This is a genomic window from Sphingomonas sp., assembly GCF_025353885.1.
Lineage (GTDB): Bacteria > Pseudomonadota > Alphaproteobacteria > Sphingomonadales > Sphingomonadaceae > Sphingomonas_O.
In genome coordinates, this window is sequence record NZ_JANXNX010000081.1 from 1 (window position 1) to 22,821 (window position 22,821).

General features: G+C 63.5%; 22 protein-coding genes and 1 pseudogene. 6 read left to right on the forward strand and 17 right to left on the reverse strand.

Features of this window, described 5'->3' with window-relative positions; translation table 11 throughout:
- A pseudogene (locus Q0R02_RS08535) lies at positions 1-659 on the reverse strand (acetyl-CoA C-acyltransferase); the annotation flags it as partial.
- A 40-nt stretch (positions 660-699) separates the two neighbouring features.
- Complete coding sequence (locus tag Q0R02_RS08540) at positions 700-1,500, reverse strand: enoyl-CoA hydratase-related protein (RefSeq protein WP_293882406.1); 801 nt, start codon at positions 1,498-1,500, stop codon at positions 700-702.
- A 130-nt stretch (positions 1,501-1,630) separates the two neighbouring features.
- Here Q0R02_RS08540 and gloB point away from each other — a divergent pair, with 130 nt between their 5' ends.
- The gene (gene gloB, locus Q0R02_RS08545) at positions 1,631-2,380 is read left to right on the forward strand and encodes a hydroxyacylglutathione hydrolase (RefSeq protein ID WP_293882407.1); all 750 of its coding nucleotides are present in this window, start codon (positions 1,631-1,633) and stop codon (positions 2,378-2,380) included.
- Position 2,381: 1 nt separating this feature from the next.
- On the opposite strand, the gene Q0R02_RS08550 is transcribed toward gloB, so the two are convergent.
- The 7 genes from Q0R02_RS08550 to Q0R02_RS08580 all read right to left on the reverse strand — a co-directional run bounded on the left by Q0R02_RS08550 (position 2,382) and on the right by Q0R02_RS08580 (position 8,477).
- Complete coding sequence (locus Q0R02_RS08550) at positions 2,382-2,777, reverse strand: polymer-forming cytoskeletal protein (RefSeq protein WP_293882408.1); 396 nt, start codon at positions 2,775-2,777, stop codon at positions 2,382-2,384.
- A 23-nt stretch (positions 2,778-2,800) separates the two neighbouring features.
- Positions 2,801-3,754, reverse strand: coding sequence for an ROK family protein (locus Q0R02_RS08555; RefSeq protein WP_293882410.1), 954 nt, complete (start codon positions 3,752-3,754; stop codon positions 2,801-2,803).
- A 159-nt stretch (positions 3,755-3,913) separates the two neighbouring features.
- The gene (locus Q0R02_RS08560; RefSeq protein ID WP_293882411.1) at positions 3,914-5,089 is read right to left on the reverse strand and encodes a glycosyltransferase; all 1,176 of its coding nucleotides are present in this window, start codon (positions 5,087-5,089) and stop codon (positions 3,914-3,916) included.
- A gap of 3 nt (positions 5,090-5,092) precedes the next feature.
- A complete protein-coding gene (locus tag Q0R02_RS08565) occupies positions 5,093-5,608 on the reverse strand; it encodes a DUF2141 domain-containing protein (protein ID WP_293882440.1) in 516 nt (171 codons plus the stop codon).
- Between the two features lie 11 nt (positions 5,609-5,619).
- Positions 5,620-6,570, reverse strand: coding sequence for a hypothetical protein (locus tag Q0R02_RS08570; RefSeq protein WP_293882413.1), 951 nt, complete (start codon positions 6,568-6,570; stop codon positions 5,620-5,622).
- A 48-nt stretch (positions 6,571-6,618) separates the two neighbouring features.
- Complete coding sequence (locus Q0R02_RS08575; protein ID WP_293882414.1) at positions 6,619-7,749, reverse strand: glycosyltransferase; 1,131 nt, start codon at positions 7,747-7,749, stop codon at positions 6,619-6,621.
- A 2-nt stretch (positions 7,750-7,751) separates the two neighbouring features.
- Positions 7,752-8,477, reverse strand: coding sequence for a polysaccharide deacetylase family protein (locus Q0R02_RS08580; protein ID WP_293882416.1), 726 nt, complete (start codon positions 8,475-8,477; stop codon positions 7,752-7,754).
- Between the two features lie 119 nt (positions 8,478-8,596).
- Here Q0R02_RS08580 and Q0R02_RS08585 point away from each other — a divergent pair, with 119 nt between their 5' ends.
- The gene (locus Q0R02_RS08585; RefSeq protein ID WP_293882418.1) at positions 8,597-10,207 is read left to right on the forward strand and encodes an FMN-binding glutamate synthase family protein; all 1,611 of its coding nucleotides are present in this window, start codon (positions 8,597-8,599) and stop codon (positions 10,205-10,207) included.
- Between the two features lie 17 nt (positions 10,208-10,224).
- The gene (locus Q0R02_RS08590; protein WP_293882420.1) at positions 10,225-10,605 is read left to right on the forward strand and encodes a hypothetical protein; all 381 of its coding nucleotides are present in this window, start codon (positions 10,225-10,227) and stop codon (positions 10,603-10,605) included.
- 56 nt (positions 10,606-10,661) lie between these two features.
- On the opposite strand, the gene Q0R02_RS08595 is transcribed toward Q0R02_RS08590, so the two are convergent.
- Entirely contained in the window at positions 10,662-11,795 is a 1,134-nt protein-coding gene (locus tag Q0R02_RS08595) for an acyltransferase (RefSeq protein WP_293882422.1), read from the reverse strand.
- 271 nt (positions 11,796-12,066) lie between these two features.
- Between Q0R02_RS08595 and Q0R02_RS08600 the strand changes: the two genes are divergently transcribed.
- Genes Q0R02_RS08600 through Q0R02_RS08610 form a run of 3 tightly spaced genes read left to right on the forward strand, consistent with a single transcriptional unit; the run spans position 12,067 to position 15,105 of the window.
- Complete coding sequence (locus Q0R02_RS08600; RefSeq protein ID WP_293882423.1) at positions 12,067-12,435, forward strand: hypothetical protein; 369 nt, start codon at positions 12,067-12,069, stop codon at positions 12,433-12,435.
- A gap of 8 nt (positions 12,436-12,443) precedes the next feature.
- Entirely contained in the window at positions 12,444-13,679 is a 1,236-nt protein-coding gene (locus Q0R02_RS08605) for a hypothetical protein (protein WP_293882424.1), read from the forward strand.
- Complete coding sequence (locus Q0R02_RS08610; protein WP_293882426.1) at positions 13,669-15,105, forward strand: UbiA family prenyltransferase; 1,437 nt, start codon at positions 13,669-13,671, stop codon at positions 15,103-15,105. Before Q0R02_RS08605 ends, Q0R02_RS08610 begins: the two co-directional genes overlap by 11 nt.
- Here the strand turns inward: Q0R02_RS08610 and Q0R02_RS08615 are convergent.
- From Q0R02_RS08615 to Q0R02_RS08645, 7 genes are all read right to left on the reverse strand, one after another.
- Positions 15,074-16,573: a hypothetical protein gene (locus Q0R02_RS08615; protein WP_293882428.1), complete on the reverse strand. Its 1,500-nt coding sequence runs from the start codon at positions 16,571-16,573 to the stop codon at positions 15,074-15,076. The two genes, Q0R02_RS08610 and Q0R02_RS08615, sit on opposite strands and share 32 nt — an antisense overlap.
- 26 nt (positions 16,574-16,599) lie before the next feature.
- Positions 16,600-17,334 (reverse strand): 3'(2'),5'-bisphosphate nucleotidase CysQ, encoded by a 735-nt coding sequence (locus Q0R02_RS08620; protein WP_293882430.1) that lies wholly within the window; start codon positions 17,332-17,334, stop codon positions 16,600-16,602.
- Positions 17,331-19,277 carry a sulfate adenylyltransferase subunit CysN gene (gene cysN / locus Q0R02_RS08625; protein WP_293882432.1) on the reverse strand — a complete coding sequence of 649 codons (1,947 nt, stop codon included), beginning with the start codon at positions 19,275-19,277 and terminating at the stop codon, positions 17,331-17,333. The genes Q0R02_RS08620 and cysN overlap by 4 nt, the downstream gene beginning before the upstream one ends.
- Positions 19,277-20,179 (reverse strand): sulfate adenylyltransferase subunit CysD, encoded by a 903-nt coding sequence (gene cysD / locus Q0R02_RS08630; protein WP_293882434.1) that lies wholly within the window; start codon positions 20,177-20,179, stop codon positions 19,277-19,279. The genes cysN and cysD overlap by 1 nt, the downstream gene beginning before the upstream one ends.
- A gap of 146 nt (positions 20,180-20,325) precedes the next feature.
- A complete protein-coding gene (locus Q0R02_RS08635; protein ID WP_293882436.1) occupies positions 20,326-21,195 on the reverse strand; it encodes a CoA ester lyase in 870 nt (289 codons plus the stop codon).
- A 54-nt stretch (positions 21,196-21,249) separates the two neighbouring features.
- Entirely contained in the window at positions 21,250-21,813 is a 564-nt protein-coding gene (locus tag Q0R02_RS08640; protein ID WP_293882437.1) for a hypothetical protein, read from the reverse strand.
- Between the two features lie 100 nt (positions 21,814-21,913).
- A partial coding sequence (locus Q0R02_RS08645; protein ID WP_293882438.1) for a ribonucleotide-diphosphate reductase subunit beta occupies positions 21,914-22,821 on the reverse strand: 908 nt, incomplete at its 5' end.

The following is a 22,821-nucleotide window of genomic DNA, read 5'->3' on the forward strand; positions in this document are numbered from 1 at the left end:
TTGCTGATCATGGCATCGCCGCTCTTGCGATTCCACACGGCGACCGGAATGATCTCGTCATCGAACCGGCCCGCTTGCTGTGCGGCGACGGCGCGACGATGCGATTCCACGGCATAGCCATCCTGTTCTTCGCGCGACAAGTTGTAGTCACGGCGCAGGTTTTCGGCGGTATCGATCATCCCGCCCGGCACCGGATAATTCCTGCCCCCCGCGGTGACGCGTCCGCGCACCAGCGAATCGTGGAGAATGATGGCCTCGCCGCTGACGCCCCAGCGTGGCTGGTGGCTGAAGAACGCAGCATTGCTCATCGATTCGGCACCGCCAGCGATGACCAGGTCGGCACCCCCAGTTGCGACCTGCATGCTGGCATAGATCACGGCCTGCAGTCCCGACCCGCAACGCCGGTCGATCTGGAGACCGGGCGTTTCTATGGGCAAACCCGCGTCGAGCGCGACCACCCGGCCCAATGCGGGCGCCTCCATCGTCGGATAACATTGCGCGAAGATTACATCCTCGACCGCCGTGCCGGGCAATCCCGTGCGTTCGACCAGGCCCGCGACGACGGCGACTGCCAGATCCACCGCGCTCTTATCACGGAAAATGCCGCCGAAACGTCCGACCGGAGTTCGTACGGGTTCGCAGATAACGGCTTCTCTCATGATTTCAGCACCCTGTTCATCCTGTTGTCCGGCGCGATCGTCACGACCCGTTGAAGCACGCGGCACGCTTTTCGCGAAAGGCCGCAACACCTTCGGCATGATCGGCGGTGTGCCCAGCGCGGCGCTGGTTGTCGCGTTCGATATCGAGTGTGGCAGCAAATGGTTCGTCGAGGGCCGCGCCGATCTGCCTGCGGATCATGCCGAGCGCCAGCGGCGGCAGCGCGGCCAGCTTGTGCGCGATCGCCATGGCCGCGGGCAGCAGGTCGGCATCGTCGACAACGCGCGTAACCAGCCCGCAGGACAGGGCATCGTCGGCCGACAGCCGTTCGCCCAGCAGCGCCATTTCGAGCGCCTTCACGCGGCCGACCGCCTTGGCGACCAGCCAGCTCGATCCCGCGTCGGGCACCAGCCCGATGTTGACGAAAGCCAGCAGGAAATACGCCGAGCGCGCCGCCACGATAATGTCGCCGCCCAGCGCCAGCCCGACCCCCGCGCCGGCAGCGGCACCGTTGACCGCCGTTACGATCGGCACCGGACTGTTGGCGAGACTGAGGGCGAGCGGGTTATACAGCGTCTCGATGGCGGTCCCGAGGTCCGACAGCGCATGCCTGCCCGCGCCGAGGTTGGCCCCGGCACAGAATCCGCGACCCGACCCGGTGATCACGATGACGCGCGCCCCTGTATCGACGGCCTGCGAGATTGCCACCGGCAGCGCCCTGAGCATCGCAGGCGACAGCGAATTCATGCGCTCGGGCCTGTTCAGCGTGATCGTCGCGATCCCGTCGGCCGTCTCGACCAGGATGGCACCATTTTCGGCATCGTCTGTGGCAGCGTCGTTCATCGCATCGTCCCGGCCAGTTTCCTTGCTGGTCCATGGAACGATCCAGCCGATTTGAAAAGGCGGGCCTGTCATAAGGCGGTGCCAGCAACTATATCACTGCGACGATGGTGGTTGAGAGACAAGGGATATCATGACGCTCGAAGTCCGGCAGTTCGCCTGTCTTTCCGACAATTATGGATACCTCGTCCGCGACGCGGCGAGTGGCAAAGTGGCGGCCATCGATACGCCCGATGCGGCAACGTATGGGGCCGAATTGAAGCGGTTGGGCTGGGGCCTCGACATGATCATGAATACGCACTGGCATCCCGACCATGCCGGGGGCAATCGAGCCTTGCAGAACCAGTATGGCGCGACGATCGTGGCACCGCGCGAGGTCGAAAGAATTTCGCCGATCGATCGCATCGTTGCAGACGGAGACGTCATCGAACTGGGCGAAACGCGGCTGCGCGTCATCGATACCGGTGGCCATACCCTTGGTCATATCAGCCTATACGATACGGAATCGGGTATCGTCTTTGTCGGTGATACCTTGTTCACGCTTGGCTGTGGACGCATGTTCGAAGGCACGCCCGACCAGTTTGCCGCCAGCCTCGACCGGCTGGTTGCGCTGCCTGAGGCGACGCTGGTCTATTGCGCGCACGAATATACCGCGAGCAACCTGACGTTCGCGCTGGGTGTCGATCCGGGACCGGCGCTGGCCCGCCGCGCGATCGGGCTGCGGGCAAAGATCGCCGCGGGCGAACCCACCGTCCCGACGACGATCGGCGAGGAGCGGGCGACCAACCCCTTCCTTCGTGCGCCGACGCTGGCAATCGCGGCCGGGGCGGTCGATGCCGCCGATGCCTTTCGCATTGTGCGCAAAGCCAAGGATAACGCCTGACCTAGTCGCTGGCGATCAGCTTCAGCGCGCTGCCGCTGTCCTCGCGGCTCAACCGCTTGACCCGGCCCTCGACGATCGCGCCCGTCGCGATGCTGACCGAATCGTAGCTCAGGTCGCCGTTGATCCGGGCGGTGCCCTCGATGGTCAGGGCTTTTGCGGCGATGGTGCCGTCGATCGTCCCGGCGATGGTGGCATCGTCGGCGCTGACATTGCCCGCCACCACGCCGTCCGCCCCCAGGGTCAGCGCCGCGCACACGACATCGCCATCGACCCGACCGTCGATGTGCAAGTGACCGTGACCACCGATGTTACCGGTGATGATGACGTCGGAACCGATGAAGCTTAGGCCTTTGCCCGCCGGGCTGCGGGGCATAGTCTTGTCACTCTTGCCGAACATCGTAGGAACCCCCAAAATCGTGATCAGTCAGGCAAGTCGAGCGCCAGCGCGATCGCACCCAGCACTCCCGCATCGTCGCCCAGCATTGGTGGCACGATATAGTCGTCGGCGTCCAGTTGCGGAGCCTGAAGATAGCCGTTGATCCACCGGTTCATGCTGGCGTGCACCATGGCGTGGAAGCCCGGAGCCTTTGCAACCCCGCCGCCGATGACGATCCGATGCGGCGACAGGGTCAGCAGGAAATTGGCAAGCGCCTGTCCCAATGCGTCGTAGATAAATGCTCGCCGGGGATCGTCCAGGTCGCCCTCGCTCAGCGACGCCCCGAGCCGCGCCGCAATCGCCGGTCCGCTCGCCAGCCCTTCCAGACAGTCGCCGTGAAACGGGCAGATGCCGGGAAAATCGTCGCCCGGCGTCCGGGCGACGCGGATATGGCCGAATTCGGGATGGATCATGCCGTGGTGTGGACGACCATCGATGACGACGCCGCCGCCGATCCCGGTTCCCACCGTCAGGTAAAGTCCCGTCCGGCAGCCCGCCAACGCGCCCCAGCGATATTCGGCCAGCGCGGCGACATCGACATCGGTATCGAACGCGACCCGAACGCCCAGAGCCTCGCCGATGGTCCTGGCGACGGGGACGTGCGCCCAACCGGGCTTCGGGGTGCTGGTGATACTGCCCCATGCGGGCGAGCCAGGATCGAGGCACACCGGCCCGAACGAACCGATGCCGACCGCGGCGACGGGCGGATTGGCGCGGAAGAAGTCGATGACCGTACCCAGCGATTGTTCGGGTGTCGTGGTCGCGATCCGGGCCGTGGCGACGAGCTCGCCCGGGCCGGTCCCTATGCCGACGTTGATTTTCGTGCCGCCGAGTTCGACGGCGCCGATCAGTGGCGTTTTCATGTCACCCTGTCTGGCGGGTGTTTCCTGTGCGGTCCAGTGGCGACCAGCCAGCGTCAGCCGTGTCGCGTAGCCCACAGCAGAACGCGGGCCGCGATACTGGCACACTGACAGTCACGAACCTTTGCGGAGGATTTTGCATTGACCAAAAACGGGGGGCGCTGAACCATCGCCCCGGCCTGCGCAACACCGGAAACCGAAACCGTCATACGCGAACCCCCATTCCGTCACGAACGCTCAAGCAGCCCGACGAATCGAACCCACCAGCGCTTCATAGTATTGGAATAGGTCTTTAAAATGACTGTCCATTGTGCGCACGTGGACAGCATTTGCGACGGCAGTTCGGTGCAGCGCGGCCCTGTCCGAACCCAGGAAGGCGGTGATCGCCTCGGTGGCAGACGCGGGGTCGCCCGATACATAGGTCAGCCCTCCCGATTCACGCGCCTGGTCGGCAGCGCCGCCGCCGTCTGGCCCGATGAGATACAGTCCGGACGCCCGCGCTTCGCTCGCCACCATGCAGAATGTCTCCGCCTCACAGCCGTGGATCAATGCATCGCCGCTGGCAAACAGGCGCGCCAGTTCAAGCCGGTCGGTGATCGACGACGCCAGATGGATGTGCGGATTGTCGGCGGCCGCCCGTACGATCTTGGCCCGGTCGCGGCCATCGCCCGCCAGCACCAGTCCGACCGGCGCATTGGCCCCCGCCGCCGTCACCGCCTCGATCACCATCGGCCAGCGCTTTTCGGGGGCATGGCGACCCGCCGCAATCAGCAGTGTCGCGGTGTCGGGCAGCGCGCACCGTTCCAGCAGGCGCGCGCGCAACCCCTCGTCGCGGTGGGTGGGCGAAAATATCGGATCGGCCACCCCCATCGGGTTGGTGATGACATTGGTCATGCCCCCCTCGATCAGACGGTCGGTCAGGCTTTGCCCTGCCGTGACAGTCGCGATGAACTGTTTGTCGAGCCGGAGCAGATGCCGCCAGAACCAGCCGAACTGGCGGTCGATGGTGTCACGCGAGGCCACTTTGCCGAACCATCGATAGGCATAGGCCGACAGCGGATCGGCGTGCATGATCAGCACGCGGGGGGCGGCACCACGCCATTCGCCGACCAGTCGCGCACTGCGCCACGGCGACGATGCCTCGACAATATCGGGTTGCAGCGCATCAAGGGTCGCGTGCAGTGCGTTTTCGTCACGAAAATAATGGTATTTGCGGTCGAGCGGAAAGCGCGGCTGTTCCAGATAGACGATCCGCGCGCCAGGACCGCGTTCCTCGACCCGTGTCGTCTCGCCCGGGGCGACGATGACAATCTCGTGCCCCGCCGCTGGACCTGCCGCCATCTTGCGGTCGATATAGGTCTTCACGCCGCCGCCATCGGGAGAATAAAACGCGCAGACGTCGACGATCCGCATCGATTACTTCAGCGGCCCGAACGAAAACAGCCCACGACGATACATCATGCGGATTGTCAGCGGGGTCGGCCCATTACCCACGATGGCGCGGCCCATGGCAATACGCGGCTTGGATGGGCCCAGCGTCGCCGGATTGCCGGGTAAACCGATGCCATCGACCGATAACCCGAGCTTGCGATTGCTATCCCGGTCGTGCAGCAGCGACAAGCCGTAAGCCCCCGCGCGCGGCGCGCGGATGCAAAGTGTCACGGGCCCTGTCTGGGGCAGCGGCACTTCCACCCGTCGAAACGTCTTGCCGGCATTGACCAGGACATTGTCGTCGCTCAGAAAATCCGCGTCATCGGCGGGATACATTTCGACTTTAATCAGGCCCTTGCGATCCTTCAGCCCGGCGATGGTCAGCAGGAATGCGGGTCCCGTTTCATTCGGCCGACAACGTCCCTCGGCAGTACCCAGTAGCGGCGACGGCGCAACGCCGGCATGCGCTGCCAGGGGCACGGTGAGCGAAAACAGGACCATCGCGAATTTTTTCACTTCTTACCTCTCATGTTCACAAAATAACCAACGCCCAGCACGCCGCCGAAAAATACATGCGTCATGAACTGAATGGCCGCCCAGAACGTGATCAAAGCGGCGATTTCAAAATCGCGGCCAACGGTCAGAATGGCAATTCCAGCAAAGACGATATCCTTTTGCGACACGAACGGCAGTCGTGAGATGATCAGCCGTATTGTAGCCAATATGATCCATTCGCTGAACCCCACCTGAGGAAGCGCAAGGCTCCAGGCGAGTGCAGCAAGCCCGGTAGTCGCGACGACGCGCGTCATCTGCAACGTCCCGACTACGAACAATTGCTGCCGGGTCAGGCTGAACAGCCGGTTGCCGAACAGGATTGCGAGCGTCGGGATGCCAACGACCATGAAGACCGACACCCACAGCATCGTTTCCGAAACCCGCAGGCGTTCGCTGATGATGTGGAATTGCAGTTGCTGGACCAGCGGATAAGCAAAGGCCATCATGACCAGGGTGGCAACGTTGCCCGCCAGCGCCGACAGGATCGCGGTGTCCTTCACCGCACCGAAGGGCGATGCCACCATGTCCAGCTTCTTGCGCGCCCAGCTGTAGAAATAGGCTTCACCGATATAGCCGAACAACAGGTCGTTGCTCACCAGCTTGCGCAGCAGCGCGATGAAGCCCGAGGCGGGGATACCCCAGAGATAGCGAAAGATCGCCCAATCGAGCGCGACCGGCGTAAAATAATAAATGGCGAAAACGATCCAGAAGACCGGTGATTCAGGCACCGCGTCGCGGATGTCGGCCCATTTGATGTTGCGCAAGGCGAACAGGACCGCAATCAGGATGGCGAACGAAATAGCCGGAGCGATCCAGCGCACCAGCAGTGTTCCACGCGCCTTCAGCGGAGTCGGATCACCGGGCCAATTTTCAGCCGTTGCCTGGCCGATAGAGTCGGAAGGGTTCACGGTTGTTCCACGCCTGTGCTGATTCCGGCCAACATTTTGAAGGACACACTAACCATCTTTCTGATCCGGCGTAAGCGGCGCTGATTGACTGATGGTTCCGGCAAAGACGTCGAGGTAGCGCGACGCCGCCCGTTCGATGGTAAAACGTTCGGCCTGGCGTCGCATCGCCGCACCGTCGACCGGAACTGTGCGGCTGCGGTCCAGCGCTGCGGCCAGGGCGTCCAGGTCGCCGGTTGGGACGATCTCACCATGGCCACCCAGCATATCGGCCATGCTCACACTGGCGTCGGTGGTGACGATCGCCAGGCCCGCCGCCATAGCCTCGGCGATGACCGCCGGGACGCCCTCATAGTCCGACGACAGTGCGAAAATTTCGGCTTCGGCAAATTCGGGGGCGATGTCGGTGACATGGCCAACAAGGCGAACTTGTCCGGCGATGCCGAGCGATTGCGAAAGTTCGGCGAGCTTGCCGCGTTCGGGGCCGTCGCCCAGGATCGTCAGCAGGTCGCCATCGCGCGCGATCTTTGCAAAGGCCAGCAGCAACAGCGGAAAATTCTTTTGCGGCGCCAGCCGACCGGCGGCGACGAACCTGGTTCGCGCGACGCGCTGGTCGCGCGGCACCCCGAAGCGTGCGATGTCAGCCATTGACAGCGCGGGATCGTCGATGATGGCAACGCTGGCGGGGTCGATATTCATGGCGCCGGCAATCTCGTCGCGCGTCGGCGGGGCCATTCCCACGAACCGGTCGATATGACGCGCCTGAATCCGCAGCCAGCGACGATACAGGGCGCGCACGACGGGCGGAAAATCGGCCCGCGCCAGATCGTTGCTGATCTTTGCGACAATGGGCGGACAGTCGCGTCTCAAAAAAAGTTTCATCACGACCGACACGATCGAATAGCTGTTACCCGCACAGAACAGGACGTTGGGCCGCTCGCGCCGGATGACGCCGGGCAGGCGCAGGATCATCCACAGGGTCTCCCACGCCGCGGTCGGGAAACGCCCGGTCGACAGCGTTTGGAAGAGCAATGACCCGGCTTCACCGCGCATCGCCCCGTCCCCGCGACCCAGGATCAGCGTCACGTGCGCGCCGTCCGCCACCCACGCCTTGCACAGGCGAATGGCCACGCGCTCAACCCCGCCGGGTTCGAAACTGTGCAGAAAAATCAGGATCCGCATCGTCAGCGCAGCAGGTCGGCATAGCGCGAGGGCGTGTGCGTGGCGGTAAAGCGGGCGAAGGTGGCGTCGATGCTGTCGAGCAGCGCAGGGACGGTCGTATCGCCGGGATGCACCGCAATCCGCACTGTCGGCAGCACAACGAGCGTGGCCCGCGCCAGCCCTGCAAACATCAGCGAGCTGCGGATTCGGCCCGGGCTACGGCTTGCCCAGGTGATGACGGGCCCGCGCGCCAGGGTCCTCGCCGCGACCGGGTTCCAGACTTTCAGATGATCCTCCGCCAGCACGAATCCCGCCTCCCGGACGGCGGCCAGTGCGCCGGGCGAATACAGCCAGGCGGGAGCGATGAACCCCGCAACAGGTCGTCCGATGGCGTCCTCCACCAGCTTGCGTCCGTCGGCGATGAGCGTTGCCGCCTGCGCCTGTGTCAGTGCCGAAAACTCACCCTCGCCCGCCGTCATGTGCTGGCGGGCAAAGCCGCTGGCCGGGGCGTCGTCGCGATGCCGCCAGCCGTGCAGAAACATCTCGACCCCGTCCTCGGCCCAGCGCCGCAGCCTGGCCGCAAACGCAGGCGATGCCGACAGCGGCGCCCGGTCCCAATGATCGGGAACGACCAGCATCGCGAACCTGGTCCCGTCCAGCAGGCCGGTCAGTCGATCGCTCAACGCATCGATCTGCGCCTCGAACTTCGGTCCGACGTCGTGGATGGAGGCCAGCAGGCGACGTGTCATGGGGTCGCCTTAGTGGGTTTTCGATAACGGTGAAATGGGTCTCGGACGACGTACAGTTCTCTCGCCAACCGGCCGGAACGATTCTAAGGCGTACGGCGGGAGCCGAACGAGGTGTCGAAATGGTGAAAGTGCGGCTTGGCCGATATACGGTGCTGATCCTGTGCCTTGCGTTGTTCCTGCTGGCGCTGGCCATGGTACCGCCCGGTTTCGGCGGACGCATGCTGGTCGTTATTCCCGGGCTGCTGGTGCTGCTCGGCGTATGGGACCTCCTCCAGCCGCAACATTCGGTCCTCCGCAATTATCCGGTGATTGGCCATGTCCGCTGGATGGTTGAATTGGTCCGCCCCGAAATCCGCCAGTATTTGCTGGAGGACGAGAATGAGGCCAACCCGTTTTCCCGGGCGCAACGCTCGCTGGTCTATCGGCGGTCGAAGGGGGTTTCGTCGGACCATCCGTTCGGCACCATCCTCGACGTCTATGCCGACGACTATGAATTCATTGCCCATTCGATGCGGCCCGCCGACGATGCCGACCCGAAATCGTTTCGCATCACCATCGGCAACGACCAGTGTGCGAAACCCTATTCAGCGAGCATCTTCAACATCTCGGCCATGAGTTTCGGTTCGCTGTCGCCCAACGCCATCCGCGCGCTGAATAAGGGTGCGGCGATGGGCAATTTCTATCACGACACAGGCGAGGGGAGCATCAGCCGCTACCACCGCGAAAACGGCGGCGATATCGTCTGGGAAGTGGCCAGCGGATATTTCGGCTGCCGCGATGCGCAGGGGCGATTCGACCCAGCCAAGTTCGCCGAACAGGCGACCACCGACCAGGTCCGGATGATCGAAATCAAGCTGAGCCAGGGCGCAAAGCCCGGCCACGGCGGCATCCTCCCGGCTAAAAAAGTCACCAAAGAAATCGCCGACACGCGCGGCGTGCCCATGGGGGTCGATTGCATATCCCCGTCACGGCATTCGGCTTTTTCGACCCCGCTCGAGATGATGGCCTTTATCCAGCAGTTGCGGACGCTGTCGGGCGGTAAACCGGTCGGCTTCAAGCTGTGCATCGGTCACCCGCATGAGTTCATGGCGATCGTGAAGGCGATGCTGGTGAGCGGCATTGTCCCCGACTTCATCGTCGTGGACGGGGGAGAGGGCGGCACGGGCGCGGCACCGGTCGAATTCAGCGACCATATCGGCTCGCCGATGCGCGAGGGATTGCTGTTCGTCCATAATACGCTGGTCGGCGCGGGGCTGCGCGACAAAATCCGGGTGGGCGCGGCGGGTCGCCTCGTCAGCGCGTTCGACATCGCCACCGTGCTTGCGATCGGCGCCGACTGGGCCAATGCGGCGCGCGGCTATATGTTCGCGCTCGGCTGTATCCAGTCGATGAGCTGTCATACCAATCGCTGTCCGACGGGCGTCGCCACGCAGGACCCCACCCGCCAGCGCGCGCTGTTCGTTCCCGACAAGGCCGAACGCGTGCAGCACTTCCACGACCGCACCGTTGCTGCGCTGGCCGACATGCTGGCGGCGGCGGGACTGACCCACCCCGACGAGCTGGAGCCGCACCATCTGGTCCACCGAATCAGCACGACTGAAGTGCGGCAGTTTGACCAGGTTCATCATTTCCTGAAGGATGGGCAATTGGTACGCGGCGAAACTGAACTCCCCTATTTCCGCGATAATTGGGCGCGGGCGCGGGCCGACAGTTTTGCCGAGGCCGTTTGATGCCAGGGGAGCAGGCCATGCGACTATTCATGCGGATCGCGGTGGGTCTGGTCGGGGTTTTCAACCTGGTCATCGGCCTTGGATTTTTCACACAGACTGCTGCATTCGGTGGGCGGTTCTTCATCGCGGCTGACAATATTCAGGGCCTGGCAACGATGCGCGCCGATTTTACGTCGTTTTTCGTAACCGCAGGGGCGCTCGCGATTTTCGGAGCGTGGCGACAGAGCGGCCATTGGTTGCTGGTGCCGATCATGCTGTTCGGGATCGCGCTGTGCGGTCGCCTGGTTAGCCTGGGCATTGACGGCGCGCCGCCGACCGCGTTCGGGCCGATGGCGGTTGAGGCGGTGATGATCCTGGTTCTGGCTGGTGGGTATCGGGTATTCTGGACCAGATCGTGACGAAGATCGCGTTGCTCTTGCCCGAACGCTGGCGGACAAGCACAACCCCAGTTTCATCACCGAACGACGGGCATCCGGCTAAAGCGGCTTTCAACTAGCACGCGCAGGCGGTGTTCGATCGGGCGCTCAAGCAGGCGATAGCTGAGGATGCCGAGCGCGTTGGCGGCGACCACGCCGACCACGATGAACAGGATGGGCGACTGTAACGCCGCCGGACTGTGACCCCACAACACACTTAACGCCATAATCGCGAATGGGTGGAACAAATAGGTGCTGTAGGAAGCGTCCCCGCATCTCACGAACAGGCGGCCGAGCGGACCGTTGCCGCCGGTATCGGCGCTGGTACACAACAGCACCGCGACAGCGCAGCCGACGCCATAGACGGGCAACCGGTAGCCGGGGTCGATCAGCGTGCACAGCCAGTAGATCAGCGCATAGATCGCCAGCGACCCGGCGACGGAATGGCGGAACCGGTGCCATGTCGGCATCCGGATTTCAAAGATGCCGATGGCCACACCGATACTGAACGCGAGCATAATCGGGTCGGTCCAGAACTGCAGCGGGGTGGCCGCGTCGCGATAGGGGAACATCGGCCGCGCCAGCGTGCCGATGACCACAAACAGCAGCGGGACCGCCAGCAGCATCGCCACCCCCGCTCGCCTGTGCAACAACAAACAGAGCACGAACAGCGCATAAAAGGCCATCTCGTAATCGAGCGTCCATCCTTGTCCGGCGATGGGCCGGATCAGCACGGATCCGGGCAGCGCATAGGGGATGAAGAGCAGCGATTTCAGGACTTGTTCGAGGGTGAAAAACTGGCCCTTGGAGGCGGCAACCAGCGCGAACAGTGCGGTCGCCAGCCAATAGAGCGGCACCACCCGGATGATCCGACGGACAGCGAATGTGGCTGACGCCCCCGCCACGGCAAAGCTCGTCCACGAGGTGCGGATCATGATCAGGCCACTGATCATGAAAAAGCTGGTGACGCCCGCCCAGCCGCAGAACCAGGCCGACTGGAGAAAGCCCGTGTCGAGCGCCCCGCGCCGGACCATCGTTTCGATCGCATGATCGACCACGACCATCGAGGCCGCCACGAACCGGAGCGATTGCAAATGATCGAGCTTTTTCAATGACCCCCCCCCTTCGCGCGCCGTGCCAGCAACCATTACGCAAGCAAGGAGAAGCCGCAAGCGCCCCTCCCTATAGAGCGGGGCAAATGCCTGCAATGCGGCTCGCCATCCCGGCGCAGGCCGGGGCCTATACGGGTATCGGACAGGGCACTGCTTATTCGGATAGGCATATAGGCCCCGGCCTGCGACGGGGTGACTGGAGAAAGCTTGGTAAGAGATGTGCGCCAGGCCGTTCGCGTCTTACCCTTGCCACCGTGCGCCGAGGGTTTAACCCGATGTTGAGCCCGGCAGCGATAATGGCGGGTGTGACGATCAATATTGGAATTGCCCCGTGACATTGCGCCTGTTTCTCCTGATCCTTGCCAGCGTTGCGGTGTCGTCGCTGGCGCAACTGGCGCTGAAGATCGGTGTCAATGCCGCGGCGGCCGGGCGGCCGGCGGGGGTCGGGGGCGAGATGAGCAGCCTGGTGACGTCGCCGATGGTGGTCGTCGGGCTGGGGCTGTACGGCGTCGGCGCGTGCCTGTGGCTTTTCGTGCTGGGCCGCGCACCATTGTCGCTGGCCTATCCGTTCGTCGGCATGGGTTTCATCCTGACGACTCTGGCGGGGGTGTTGTACCTGAATGAAAGCATCGGCGCGGGCCGGATTGCGGGGACGATGCTGATCGCGATCGGCTGCATCGTGGTCGCTCGGTCGGCTTGATCGGGACGATGGATCGACCTGGAGACCGGGCGGCGGCGTGGCCGCTGGCGGCCATCGTCGCGCTTGGCATCCTGCTGCGGATCGTTGCGGCGCTGGTCCTTCGACAACCGCTGGCAAGCGATCCGCTTTCGTATTTCACGATGGCGCGCGGGCTGGCGGAACACGGCACGCTGGTCGATAATTTCGGGCAGCACGCGTTTTACAGCGCTGGTTATCCGCTGGTCCTGGCACCGTTTTTCGCTGTGCTGGGGAGCGGCGTTGCGGTCGCGCTGGCGGTCAACATGATACTTGCGGGCCTAAGCATCTGGCTGGTTCATCAGCTGGCGATCACGCTCTCGGGGAACCATCTTTCGGGCCTGCTGGCGGCGGCGGTGTTTGCATTGTGGTTCCCGGCGGTCTGGAACGCGACGATGATTGCCAAGGAAAACCTGTCGACGCCGCTGCTGCTGGCGGTGGCGCTGGGTGCAGTCAATATCGTGCGCGGTCACGGGCCACACCATGCGGTGTTGGCCGGGGTGGCGTGGGGCGCGGCGCTCGTCACCGGGGGGTCGGCGTTGCTGTTGTGCGCGGGCGTCGGCGTCGCGCTGATCGTTCTGTGGCGGGACGGCGGGCGGTTTTCCGTGAGTTTCAAGGCGGGGCTTTGTTTTATGGGCGGCGCGCTGGTGGTGCTGGCGCCGTGGCTGGTCGCGACCGATGCGATGGTCGGGCGACCGGTGCTGACCACCAACGCGCCGTTCAACCTGTATCTGGGCAATAATCCGGCGGCGACCGGGCGTTTCGTCAGCATCGCCGATACGCCGCTGGGTCATGATTGGGAGGGGACGCGGATGCGGCTGGGCGAGGTTGCCAATGCCGACCGGCTGGAGACGGCGGCAGTTGGCTGGATCGCTGCTAACCCGGGTCGCGCAGGCGCGCTGGCGCTGAAGAAACTGGCGCTGTTTTGGGAGCCGAATATTCCCGACGCCGCCGACTTTGCGGCTTCAAGGGCGGTCGCGGCATTAAGGCTGTTCGAGGTCGCGCAATTTATCGTGATTATGGTCGCCGGGGGGCTGGCGTTCGCGTTGCCGTCGATCGTGCGCCACGACAAATGGGTGATCGGCGCGACGATCGCGGGGTTCTGGCTTATCCACGCGACCGCTTATGTCATCACGCGCTACCGCGATCCGGTGGTCCCGCTGCTGATCGTGACGGGCAGCATCATGGTCGCGGGCTGGTGGCGAAAGGGGGTGCGCGATGGTGGGTGAGATTGCTGTGCGGGAATTCCGTGCAGTCCCGCTGTTCGTCGACGTCGACGGGACGCTGACACGCGCCGACATTTCGTTGGAAAGTTTCATCAGGATCGCCAAGTCGGGGGTCGCTGGGCTGATCGCCGTGATGCTGTGGCTGGTGCGCGGGCGGGCCTTTGCAAAGGTGATGGCGGCGCGGCGCGATCCCGTCGACGCGTCGCGGCTGCCGTATCGCCAAGAGGTGCTCGACCTGATCGCGGGGGCGCAGGGTGAGGGCAGGCCGGTGATATTGGCGAGCGCGAGCCACTGGCGGAACATTGCCCGGATCGCCCGGTACCTGGGGCTGGACGAGCCGGTGTTGGCGAGCCGGGGACGGACCAACCTGAAAGGACGAACCAAGCTGGCTGCCATCCAGGCGCGGGTCGGCGCGGACGGCGCGTTCGATTATATCGGCGATTCAGCGGCGGATGTGCCGGTGTGGCGCGCGGCGCGGACGGGCTGGTCGGTCGGTTCGCTGATCGACGGCGTCAGGCGCCTGGGGGCGGGAAGGCCCGACGGCTGGCGCGTGGCAATACGGGCGATGCGGCCGCACCAATGGGCCAAAAACGCGCTGGTGTTGGTGCCCGCCGTCACTTCGGGACATTTTACCGAAGCTGCTACGGCGCTGACGGCGGTGTCTGCAGCAGTCCTGATGTCGCTGATCGCGTCATCGATTTACCTGGTCAATGATTTGCTCGACGTGGATTCGGACCGCGCGCACCGGACCAAATGGACGCGGCCGCTGGCGCATGGCGACCTGTCGATCCCGCGGGCGCTTGCGTTGTCGACGGTGCTGGCTGGTGTCGGGCTGGTGGGTGGCTGGTGGCTAGGCGGGCGGCCGCTGATAGGATGGTTGCTAACCTATATGGCGATCACAACCGCCTATTCGTTCAGGCTAAAGGCGGTGATGGTCGGCGATGCGGTGGTGCTGGCGTCGCTCTACACGATCCGCATCTGGATCGGCGGGGTCGCGGTCGGGGTGCCGCTGAGTTTCTGGTTGCTGCTGTTCTCGGTGTTCCTGTTCCTCAGCCTGGCCTATCTGAAACGCTATATCGAAATGCGCGATGTCATCGAACCCGACAAGCTGCTGAGCGGGCGGGGCTATGTCGGCAGCGACCTCGACGTCGTGATGATGTCGGGCGTGTCCTCGGGCATGGTCGCGATCCTGGTGCTGGCGCTGTTCGCGCACGACCCCGCGACCGCCGAACATTATGCGGCGCCCGAGTTGCTTTGGCTGTTGTGCCTGCCGCTGATGTACTGGATCAACCGGATCTGGATGATGGCGCGGCGCGGCGAGGTGGAGGGCGATCCGGTCTCCTTTGCCATCCGCGACCGGCGCAGCATCATGGTCGGGCTGGCGATGGGCGTGATTTTTATCGTGGCGCTGCTGGGCGGGCCGGCCTGAGGAACCCCGGCCTGAGGAATAACGTGTCGGTGTCGCTGGCATAGGCAATGGCATAGCCAGGAATGGGCGGGACATCCTTTAGCCCCGCCACCCAGATCGCGTTGAAATCGTCGGCCTGCATTTGGGCAATGCGCGTCCTCAGCATCGGCAGGTCGGTGATGTCCTGCGATCCGTCGAACCAGGTGGCGCGGTCGCGGGGGCGGCGAAACACCATCACTTCGGAACCCGGCGTCTGGAACAGGCTGTTGGTGAAACTGTCGCGGCGGGTGACCGCATAGCCGCCCAGCTTGCGGTCGGGCGTGAGGGTCCAGGGCACCTTGCCACTGGTATCGACCGACAGGAAGCCGACCCGGCTGCCGGCCGGGACCGCATCCAGCACCGCCAGGCGCGCGGTCAGCAAGCGGTCGGCGCGATACCATTGCACTGTCGTCCAGCCTACCCGTGTCACGAACAGGGCGGCGCCGATCAGGGTCAGCAGTTTCTCGCGCTGCGGCGAGGTGGCGGGGCCGATCGCCGTGATGGCGACCATGACCGCGACCGACGTCAGCCGCAGGTCGGCGGCCCAGCTTTCGAAAATCTTGGTCGGCAGCAACAGCGCGGCCACCAGCAGCAGCCCCGCACCGGTGGCAAGGCGCGGTTCAAGCCGCCGCCCCCCCGCCGACAACACAGCGACAATCGCGAGCAGGCCGATGATGGCGGTCATCGCAAGGTCGAAGGGGAGCCACAATCCTTTCAGCACGGTGACGAAATTCATGAACTTCGAGGTCAGGATAGCGGGGTCCTGCCAGTACGGCTGGCCGCCGCCGCTGCTGCGCCACAGGACCAGGGGAATGACCGGGGCAAGCAGCGGGGTGGCGGCCAACGCCCGTGCCAACAGGTCGCGCGCTCTCCGCACCTGCGCCAGCTCCGACCCCGCGACCAGAAGCAGCAGGATCGCCCAGCCCATCAGGTGCGCGGTCCAGACAAATGTCGCGGCGATCGCAAAGCCCGCCAGGCGCAGCGGGGTCCGGCGCACGGTGGTGTTCCAAAGCGCCGCGACGATCAGCGCGACCGCGACCGCCAGGCAATAGTTGATGAACCCGAACAGGAACGGTTGGGCAAAAACGAACGGCAGGGCCAGCAGCGCGCTGCCGGTGACGCGGCCATGGACCGAACGCGACAGCATGGCGATGCCGATCACGGTCAGCGGGGCGATCAGCGCCGAAATCAGCCGGGCGGCGGTCTCGACCCCGAACAGCGGAGCGAGCATCACGACCGGCAGGTCGACGCCTAGATTTCCGATCCAGCGCCAGTCTACCCTGAAATATCGGTCGAGCGGTGTCCCTCTGCCGATCTCTGAAAAGACATGCATACGCGCCAGGTGGTTGGGGTAGTCGGAGGCTTGGGGCACCGTAACGGCCAGCATCGGCATCGCGGCAACGACCAGCAGCAGGATCATCCACCGCCATGATAGTGCGCGTGCGTGCATGTGTCCGGCGGCCCCCTTGTACTCCCCTAGATCGCCATATCGGCAAGCAGGTCAAGCACCGTCCGGGCATGGTCGGGTCGCGCGATAAGCAGGTCGGGCAGGTAAACATCCTGATTGTTATAGACCATCGGGCCGCCGTCGATGCGCGAGCAGTGCAGGCCGTGCGCGCGCGCGACCGCGACCGGGGCCGCGCTGTCCCATTCGTACTGGCCACCCGAATGGAGGTAGATGTCGGCTTCTCCGCGCACGATCGCCATCGCCTTTGCCCCCGACGACCCCATCGGGACGAGTTCGGCACCCAGGCGTTCGGCCACCGCGATGGCTTCGGGCGCGGGGCGCGTGCGGCTGACGACCATGCGCAGGCGGGGCGGTGGCGCGGGGATGACGACGGGGCGATCGCTTCGCAACACCAGGCCGAGTGCGGGCAGCGCCACCGCGCCGACTTCGGCCACGCCGTCGATGCACAGGCCGACATGGACCGCCCAGTCTTTGCGCCCCTCGCCATATTCGCGGGTGCCATCGACAGGATCGACGATCCAGACGCGGCTATGGGAAAGCCGCGTGCCGTCGCACTTCATCTCCTCCGACAACAGTCCATCGGCGGGCCGCTGTTCGCGCAGCGCATGGACCAGAAACTGATTGGCGGTCTGGTCGCCCGCCTTGCCCAGTGCCTTTTCAGAGAACATCGCGCTGTCACGCACCGCCAGTAGGATGCGCCCCGTCACCTCGGCCAGATGCGCGGCCAGCGCGGCGTCGGTCACGGTATCAGCCGCGCGATGATCGCGTCGGCAGCCTGCTCGGCGGTCATGGCGGCGGTGTCGATGCGGATTTCGGGGGCCTCGGGTGCTTCATACGGACTGTCGATCCCGGTGAAGTTTTTCAGCTGGCCCGCCCGCGCCTTGGCATACAGGCCCTTCACATCGCGCGCCTCGGCGTCGGCCAGTGTCGTGTCGATATGAACCTCGACGAATTCGCCGGGGGCCATCATCTGCCGCACCATCTCACGCTCGGCCCGGAACGGCGAGATGAACGCGGTGATCACGATCAGCCCGGCATCGGTCATCAGTTTCGCAACCTCACCCACCCGGCGGATATTCTCCACCCGGTCGGCATCGGTAAAGCCCAGATCCTTGTTCAGCCCATGGCGCACATTGTCGCCGTCCAGCAGGAAGGTATGCCGGTTCATCCGCTCCAGCTTGCGTTCGACGATGTTGGCGATGGTCGACTTGCCCGCGCCCGACAGGCCTGTCAGCCACAGCACGACCGGCTTCTGATTTTTCAGCGCGGCATGGTTTTCGCGGGTGACGTCGGTCGCCTGCCAGTGCACGTTATCGGCGCGGCGCAGGCTGAAATTGATCATGCCTGCCGCGACGGTCGCATTGGTGATCTTGTCGATCAGGATGAACCCGCCCAGCGCATGACTGTCGGCATAGGCTTCGAACACGATCTGTCGGTCGGTCGATAAGTTGACGACCCCGATGGCGTTGAGTTCCAGCGTCCGGGCGGCCAGATGCTCCATCGTATTGACGTTGACCTGATATTTCGGCGCCTGAATGCTGGCACTGACAACCTGCGTACCGAGTTTCAGCCAATAGGGTCGGCCGGGCAGCATTTCGTCGTCCGCCATCCACACCAAAGTCGCTTCGAATTGATCGGAGACTTCGGGAGGATCATCCGAAATTGCGATGACGTCGCCGCGCGAACAGTCGATCTCGTCGGTCAGGCAGATCGTTACCGACTGGCCCGCAGTCGCCTGTTCCAGATCACCGTCAAACGTCACGATCCGCGACACCGTGCTGGTCTTGCCCGACGGCAGGACGCGGACCTTGTCACCCGGCGCCACGGTCCCGCTGGCGATCAGCCCGGAAAACCCGCGAAAGTCGAGGTTGGGGCGGTTGACCCACTGGACCGGCATGCGGAACGGCTTTTGCGCGTTGACGGTCAGGTCGATTTCGACCGTTTCCAGGTGCTGCATCAGCGCGGGACCGGTATACCACGGCGTATTTTCACTTGGTAAAGTGATGTTGTCGCCCTTGAAGCCCGAGATTGGCATCGGCGTGAATGCGGTCAGTCCGATCCCCGCGGCAAATTCGGTATAGTCGGCGACGATCGTATCATAGATCGCCTGATCGTAACCGACCAGGTCCATCTTGTTGACGGCAAGCACGATGTTCCGGATACCGATGAGGTGCGCCAGATAGCTGTGCCGCCGCGTCTGCGTGAGAATCCCCTTGCGCGCGTCGATCAGGATGACGGCGAGGTCGGCGGTCGAGGCCCCGGTCACCATGTTGCGGGTATATTGTTCATGCCCCGGCGTATCGGCGACGATGAACTTGCGCTTTTCGGTCGTGAAGAACCGGTAGGCGACGTCGATGGTGATGCCCTGTTCGCGCTCGGCGGCGAGGCCGTCGACGAGCAGCGCAAAGTCGATTTCCTGACCCTGCGTGCCCATGCGCTTGCTGTCGGCTTCGAGCGCCTCCAACTGGTCCTCGAAGATCATCTTGCTGTCGTAAAGCAGCCGCCCGATCAGCGTCGACTTGCCATCATCGACCGACCCGCAGGTGATGAAACGCAGCATCGTCTTGTGCTGATGCGCATCGAGATAGGCGTCGATATCCTGCGCGATCAGGTCGTCGACCTGATAGGCACTGGCCTGGTCCTGTGCCGGTCGCAGCGTGGCGTCCTGCGAGAGCGCATCGGCCATCAGAAATACCCCTCCTGCTTCTTTTTCTCCATGCCGGCACCACCCGCATCCTTGTCGATGGCACGGCCCTGTCGCTCCGACGTCGTGGTCAGCAGCATTTCCTGGATGACTTCGCTGAGCGTCGCCGCCTCGCTTTCGACCGCGCCCGTCAACGGATAACAGCCGAGCGTGCGGAACCGGATCGAGCGTTCGACCGGGGTTTCTCCAGGCAACAGGGGGAAACGGTCGTCGTCCACCATCAACAGCATGCCGTCGCGCTCGACCGTCGGACGTTTCGCGGCAAAATACAGCGGCACGATGTCAATGTTGTTCAACTGGATATATTGCCAGATGTCGAGTTCGGTCCAGTTCGAGATCGGGAACACCCGGATGCTTTCACCCTTGGCCTTTTTGGAATTATACAGATTCCACAATTCGGGCCGCTGGTTTTTGGGGTCCCAGCCGTGGCTCGCCGACCGGAACGAAAAGATGCGTTCCTTGGCGCGACTTTTCTCCTCGTCGCGCCGGGCGCCCCCGAACGCTGCATCGAAACCATATTTGTCGAGCGCCTGCTTCAGCCCCTCGGTCTTCCACATATCGGTGTGCAGCGCGCCGTGGTCGAACGGGTTGATGCCGCGCGCGATGGCCTCTGGGTTCTGGTAAACCAGCAATTCCATGCCCGCATCGCGCGCCGCCTTTTCACGCAGTTCGTACATCGCCTTGAACTTCCATGTCGTATCGACATGGAGCAGCGGAAATGGCGGCGGCGACGGATAAAATGCCTTGCGCGCCAGATGCAGCATGACCGCCGAATCCTTGCCCACGCTATACATCATCACCGGCTTTTCCGCTTCGGTAACGACTTCGCGCAGGATGTGGATGCTCTCGGCCTCCAGTCTTTCGAGATGGGTCAGGTTCTGCACGGAGACTCTCTTTGGAACGGGCGATCACCCTTGGACGGCTGGCAGATAATCACAACGAACATCTACTAAGCGCGTCGAAAATCTCCCTTTGCACGATATTATGACAAGTTGGGGAGAATGGGCGACCGATCGCGCCCCGCGCCCGGTCAGGCCGCTGAAATGCGTGCGGCCACAGCGAGTAGGCGTTCGGCCTGCTCCAGATGCAGCAGTTCCGCCATCTGCCCGTCGACGCGGATCGCGCCTTTGCCGGCATTTTCGGGGAGCGCGAAAGCCGCCACCAGGGCATCGGCCCATGCCAGTTCATCGGCGCTGGGGGAGAATATCGCATTACAAGGCGCGATCTGGTCGGGATGGATCAGCGTCTTGCCGTCGAATCCGAACGAAAGCCCCTGCGCGGCCTCCGCCTTGAAAGCGTCAATGTCGCGAAATTCGTTACAAACCCCGTCGAGGATTGCCATGTCGTGGGCACGAGCGGCACATACCGCCAGCGTCAGCACGGGCAGGAACGGCGTTCGCTCCGGCGTCAACCGAGCGCGCATTTCCTTGGCGAGATCGTTAACGCCCATGACGAACAGCGACAGCCGCGTGGACCCGGCGCGCGCGGCAATGGCGTCGAGCTGGGACACACAGGCGCAGGTCTCGATCATCGCCCAAAGCGCGGTCGTGGGAGGCGCGTCCTTCAACGCCGCGTTGTAGAACTCGATGTCTGCCGGTCCCGAAACCTTTGGCACCAATATCGCATCCGCCCCCGAAGACACGACCGCCGCGAGATCGTCCGCGCCCCACGCCGTGTTCTCGCCATTGACCCGGATCACGACCTCGCGGTTGCCAAAGCCACCTTCGCGGACGACAGCAACGGCAGCGTCGCGTGCGGAGGCTTTGGCCTCGGGCGCAACCGAATCCTCCAGGTCGAGGACGATGACGTCGGCCGGGAGGGTGCGCGCCTTGGCTATCGCCTTCGGGTTGGAGGCGGGGAGGTACAGCACGCTGCGGCGGGGGCGGTCCGATGGGGTCATATCGGACGCTTTAAAGCTGTCATGGAGCGAACGGCAAGAACTTCGGGATGCCTATCAGTTTTGGATTGCGTGTCCGTTGGAATTGGCGCTGGCCAGAATCAAAATTGTGCGCAATTGTCCTAAGGCCGCGCACAGTTTTTGCCCGTCACGCTTGAGCGCCGCAAGCTTATCCTCTGCTTCCGACTGCTTAAGTGTCCGTTCCTTAAGTTCAGCCTGATGGCTCCTGATCGACAAGCTGCGGATTCCCAGTAACCAGCTGCCGTTCAGCTGGAGCGCTACCTCGATCACACCGTGACAAAGAATTGAGCGGAATTCCTCGTGATCCTTACGATAATATGACAGCGGTTCGCGGACGCGTTTTGCTTGTACTCCGAACGGCCCCGACTCTCCGACCGCAGTCGCCAAATCCTCGAACTTTTGCCCTATCAAATGGCGTAGTTCTACTGTGGCTTCTCCGCTTTTCGCTGCGGCGAGGGTGAGCAGGGTTTGGATTACGGCCAGCTCAACCGTGGAGAAATGATGCATGCACGCGCCCCGCCATTGATTGACCGCGGCAAAGGCCGAAACCCACTCCGGCCGGACTGGTCGGCCCACATCAATATCCGGCATGACATCCATTTCGGTCCGATAGCATAGCCGAGATTAGCTCTCGGTTACCGGAACGGTCCAAGCTTGAAATTCCTGATTACAGGCAGGCCGAAAATTTGCCTGCCAGGGCTTACTCCGCCGCCACGCTCTGCCCGAACATGTCCATCACCCGCGCCCCAACATCCTCGTTCGCCGCTTCTCCAGCAGCCTTGGCGCCTTTGCGACGGTCGAAGCTGTCCCAGACTTCGCCCCAGTTGCCGCGCGTTGCACCTTTTGAATATTCGGTCGCGCGCGTTTCGAAGAAGTTGGCGTGTTCGACGCCGTTGAGCAGCGGGGCAAGCCACGGCAACGGGTGTTCCTCGATCATGTATATCGGCTTGAACCCAAGCTGCCCCAGCCGCCAGTCGGCGATATAGCGGATGTACTTCTTGATTTCCTTCGGACTCATGCCGGGGACCGGGCCCTGTTCAAAGGCCAGGTCGATGAACGCGTCCTCCAGCCGAACCGTTTTCTGGCAGGCATCCATGATATCGTCGCGGACCGATTTGGTCAGGCAGCCACGTTCGGCGCAAAAGGCGTGGAACAACTGGATGATACCCTCGCAGTGCAGGCTTTCGTCGCGGACGCTCCAGCTGACGATCTGGCCCATGCCCTTCATCTTGTTGAAGCGCGGGAAGTTCATCAGCATCGCGAACGACGCGAACAGTTGCAGCCCCTCGGTAAAGCCGCCGAACATTGCCAGCGTGCGGGCAATATCCTCGTCGGTGTCGACGCCGAAGGTCGACAGATAGTCGTGCTTGTCCTTCATTTCCTTATACTGAAGGAACATGCCGTATTCGCTCTCGGGCATGCCGATGGTGTCGAGCAGGTGCGAATAGGCGGCGATGTGGACCGTCTCCATATTGGAGAAGGCGGCCAGCATCATCTTGATCTCGACCGGCTTGAACACGCGGCTGTATTTCTCGTGGTAGCAATCCTGTACCTCGATGTCGGCCTGCGTAAAGAAGCGGAAGATCTGGGTGAGCAGGTTGCGCTCAT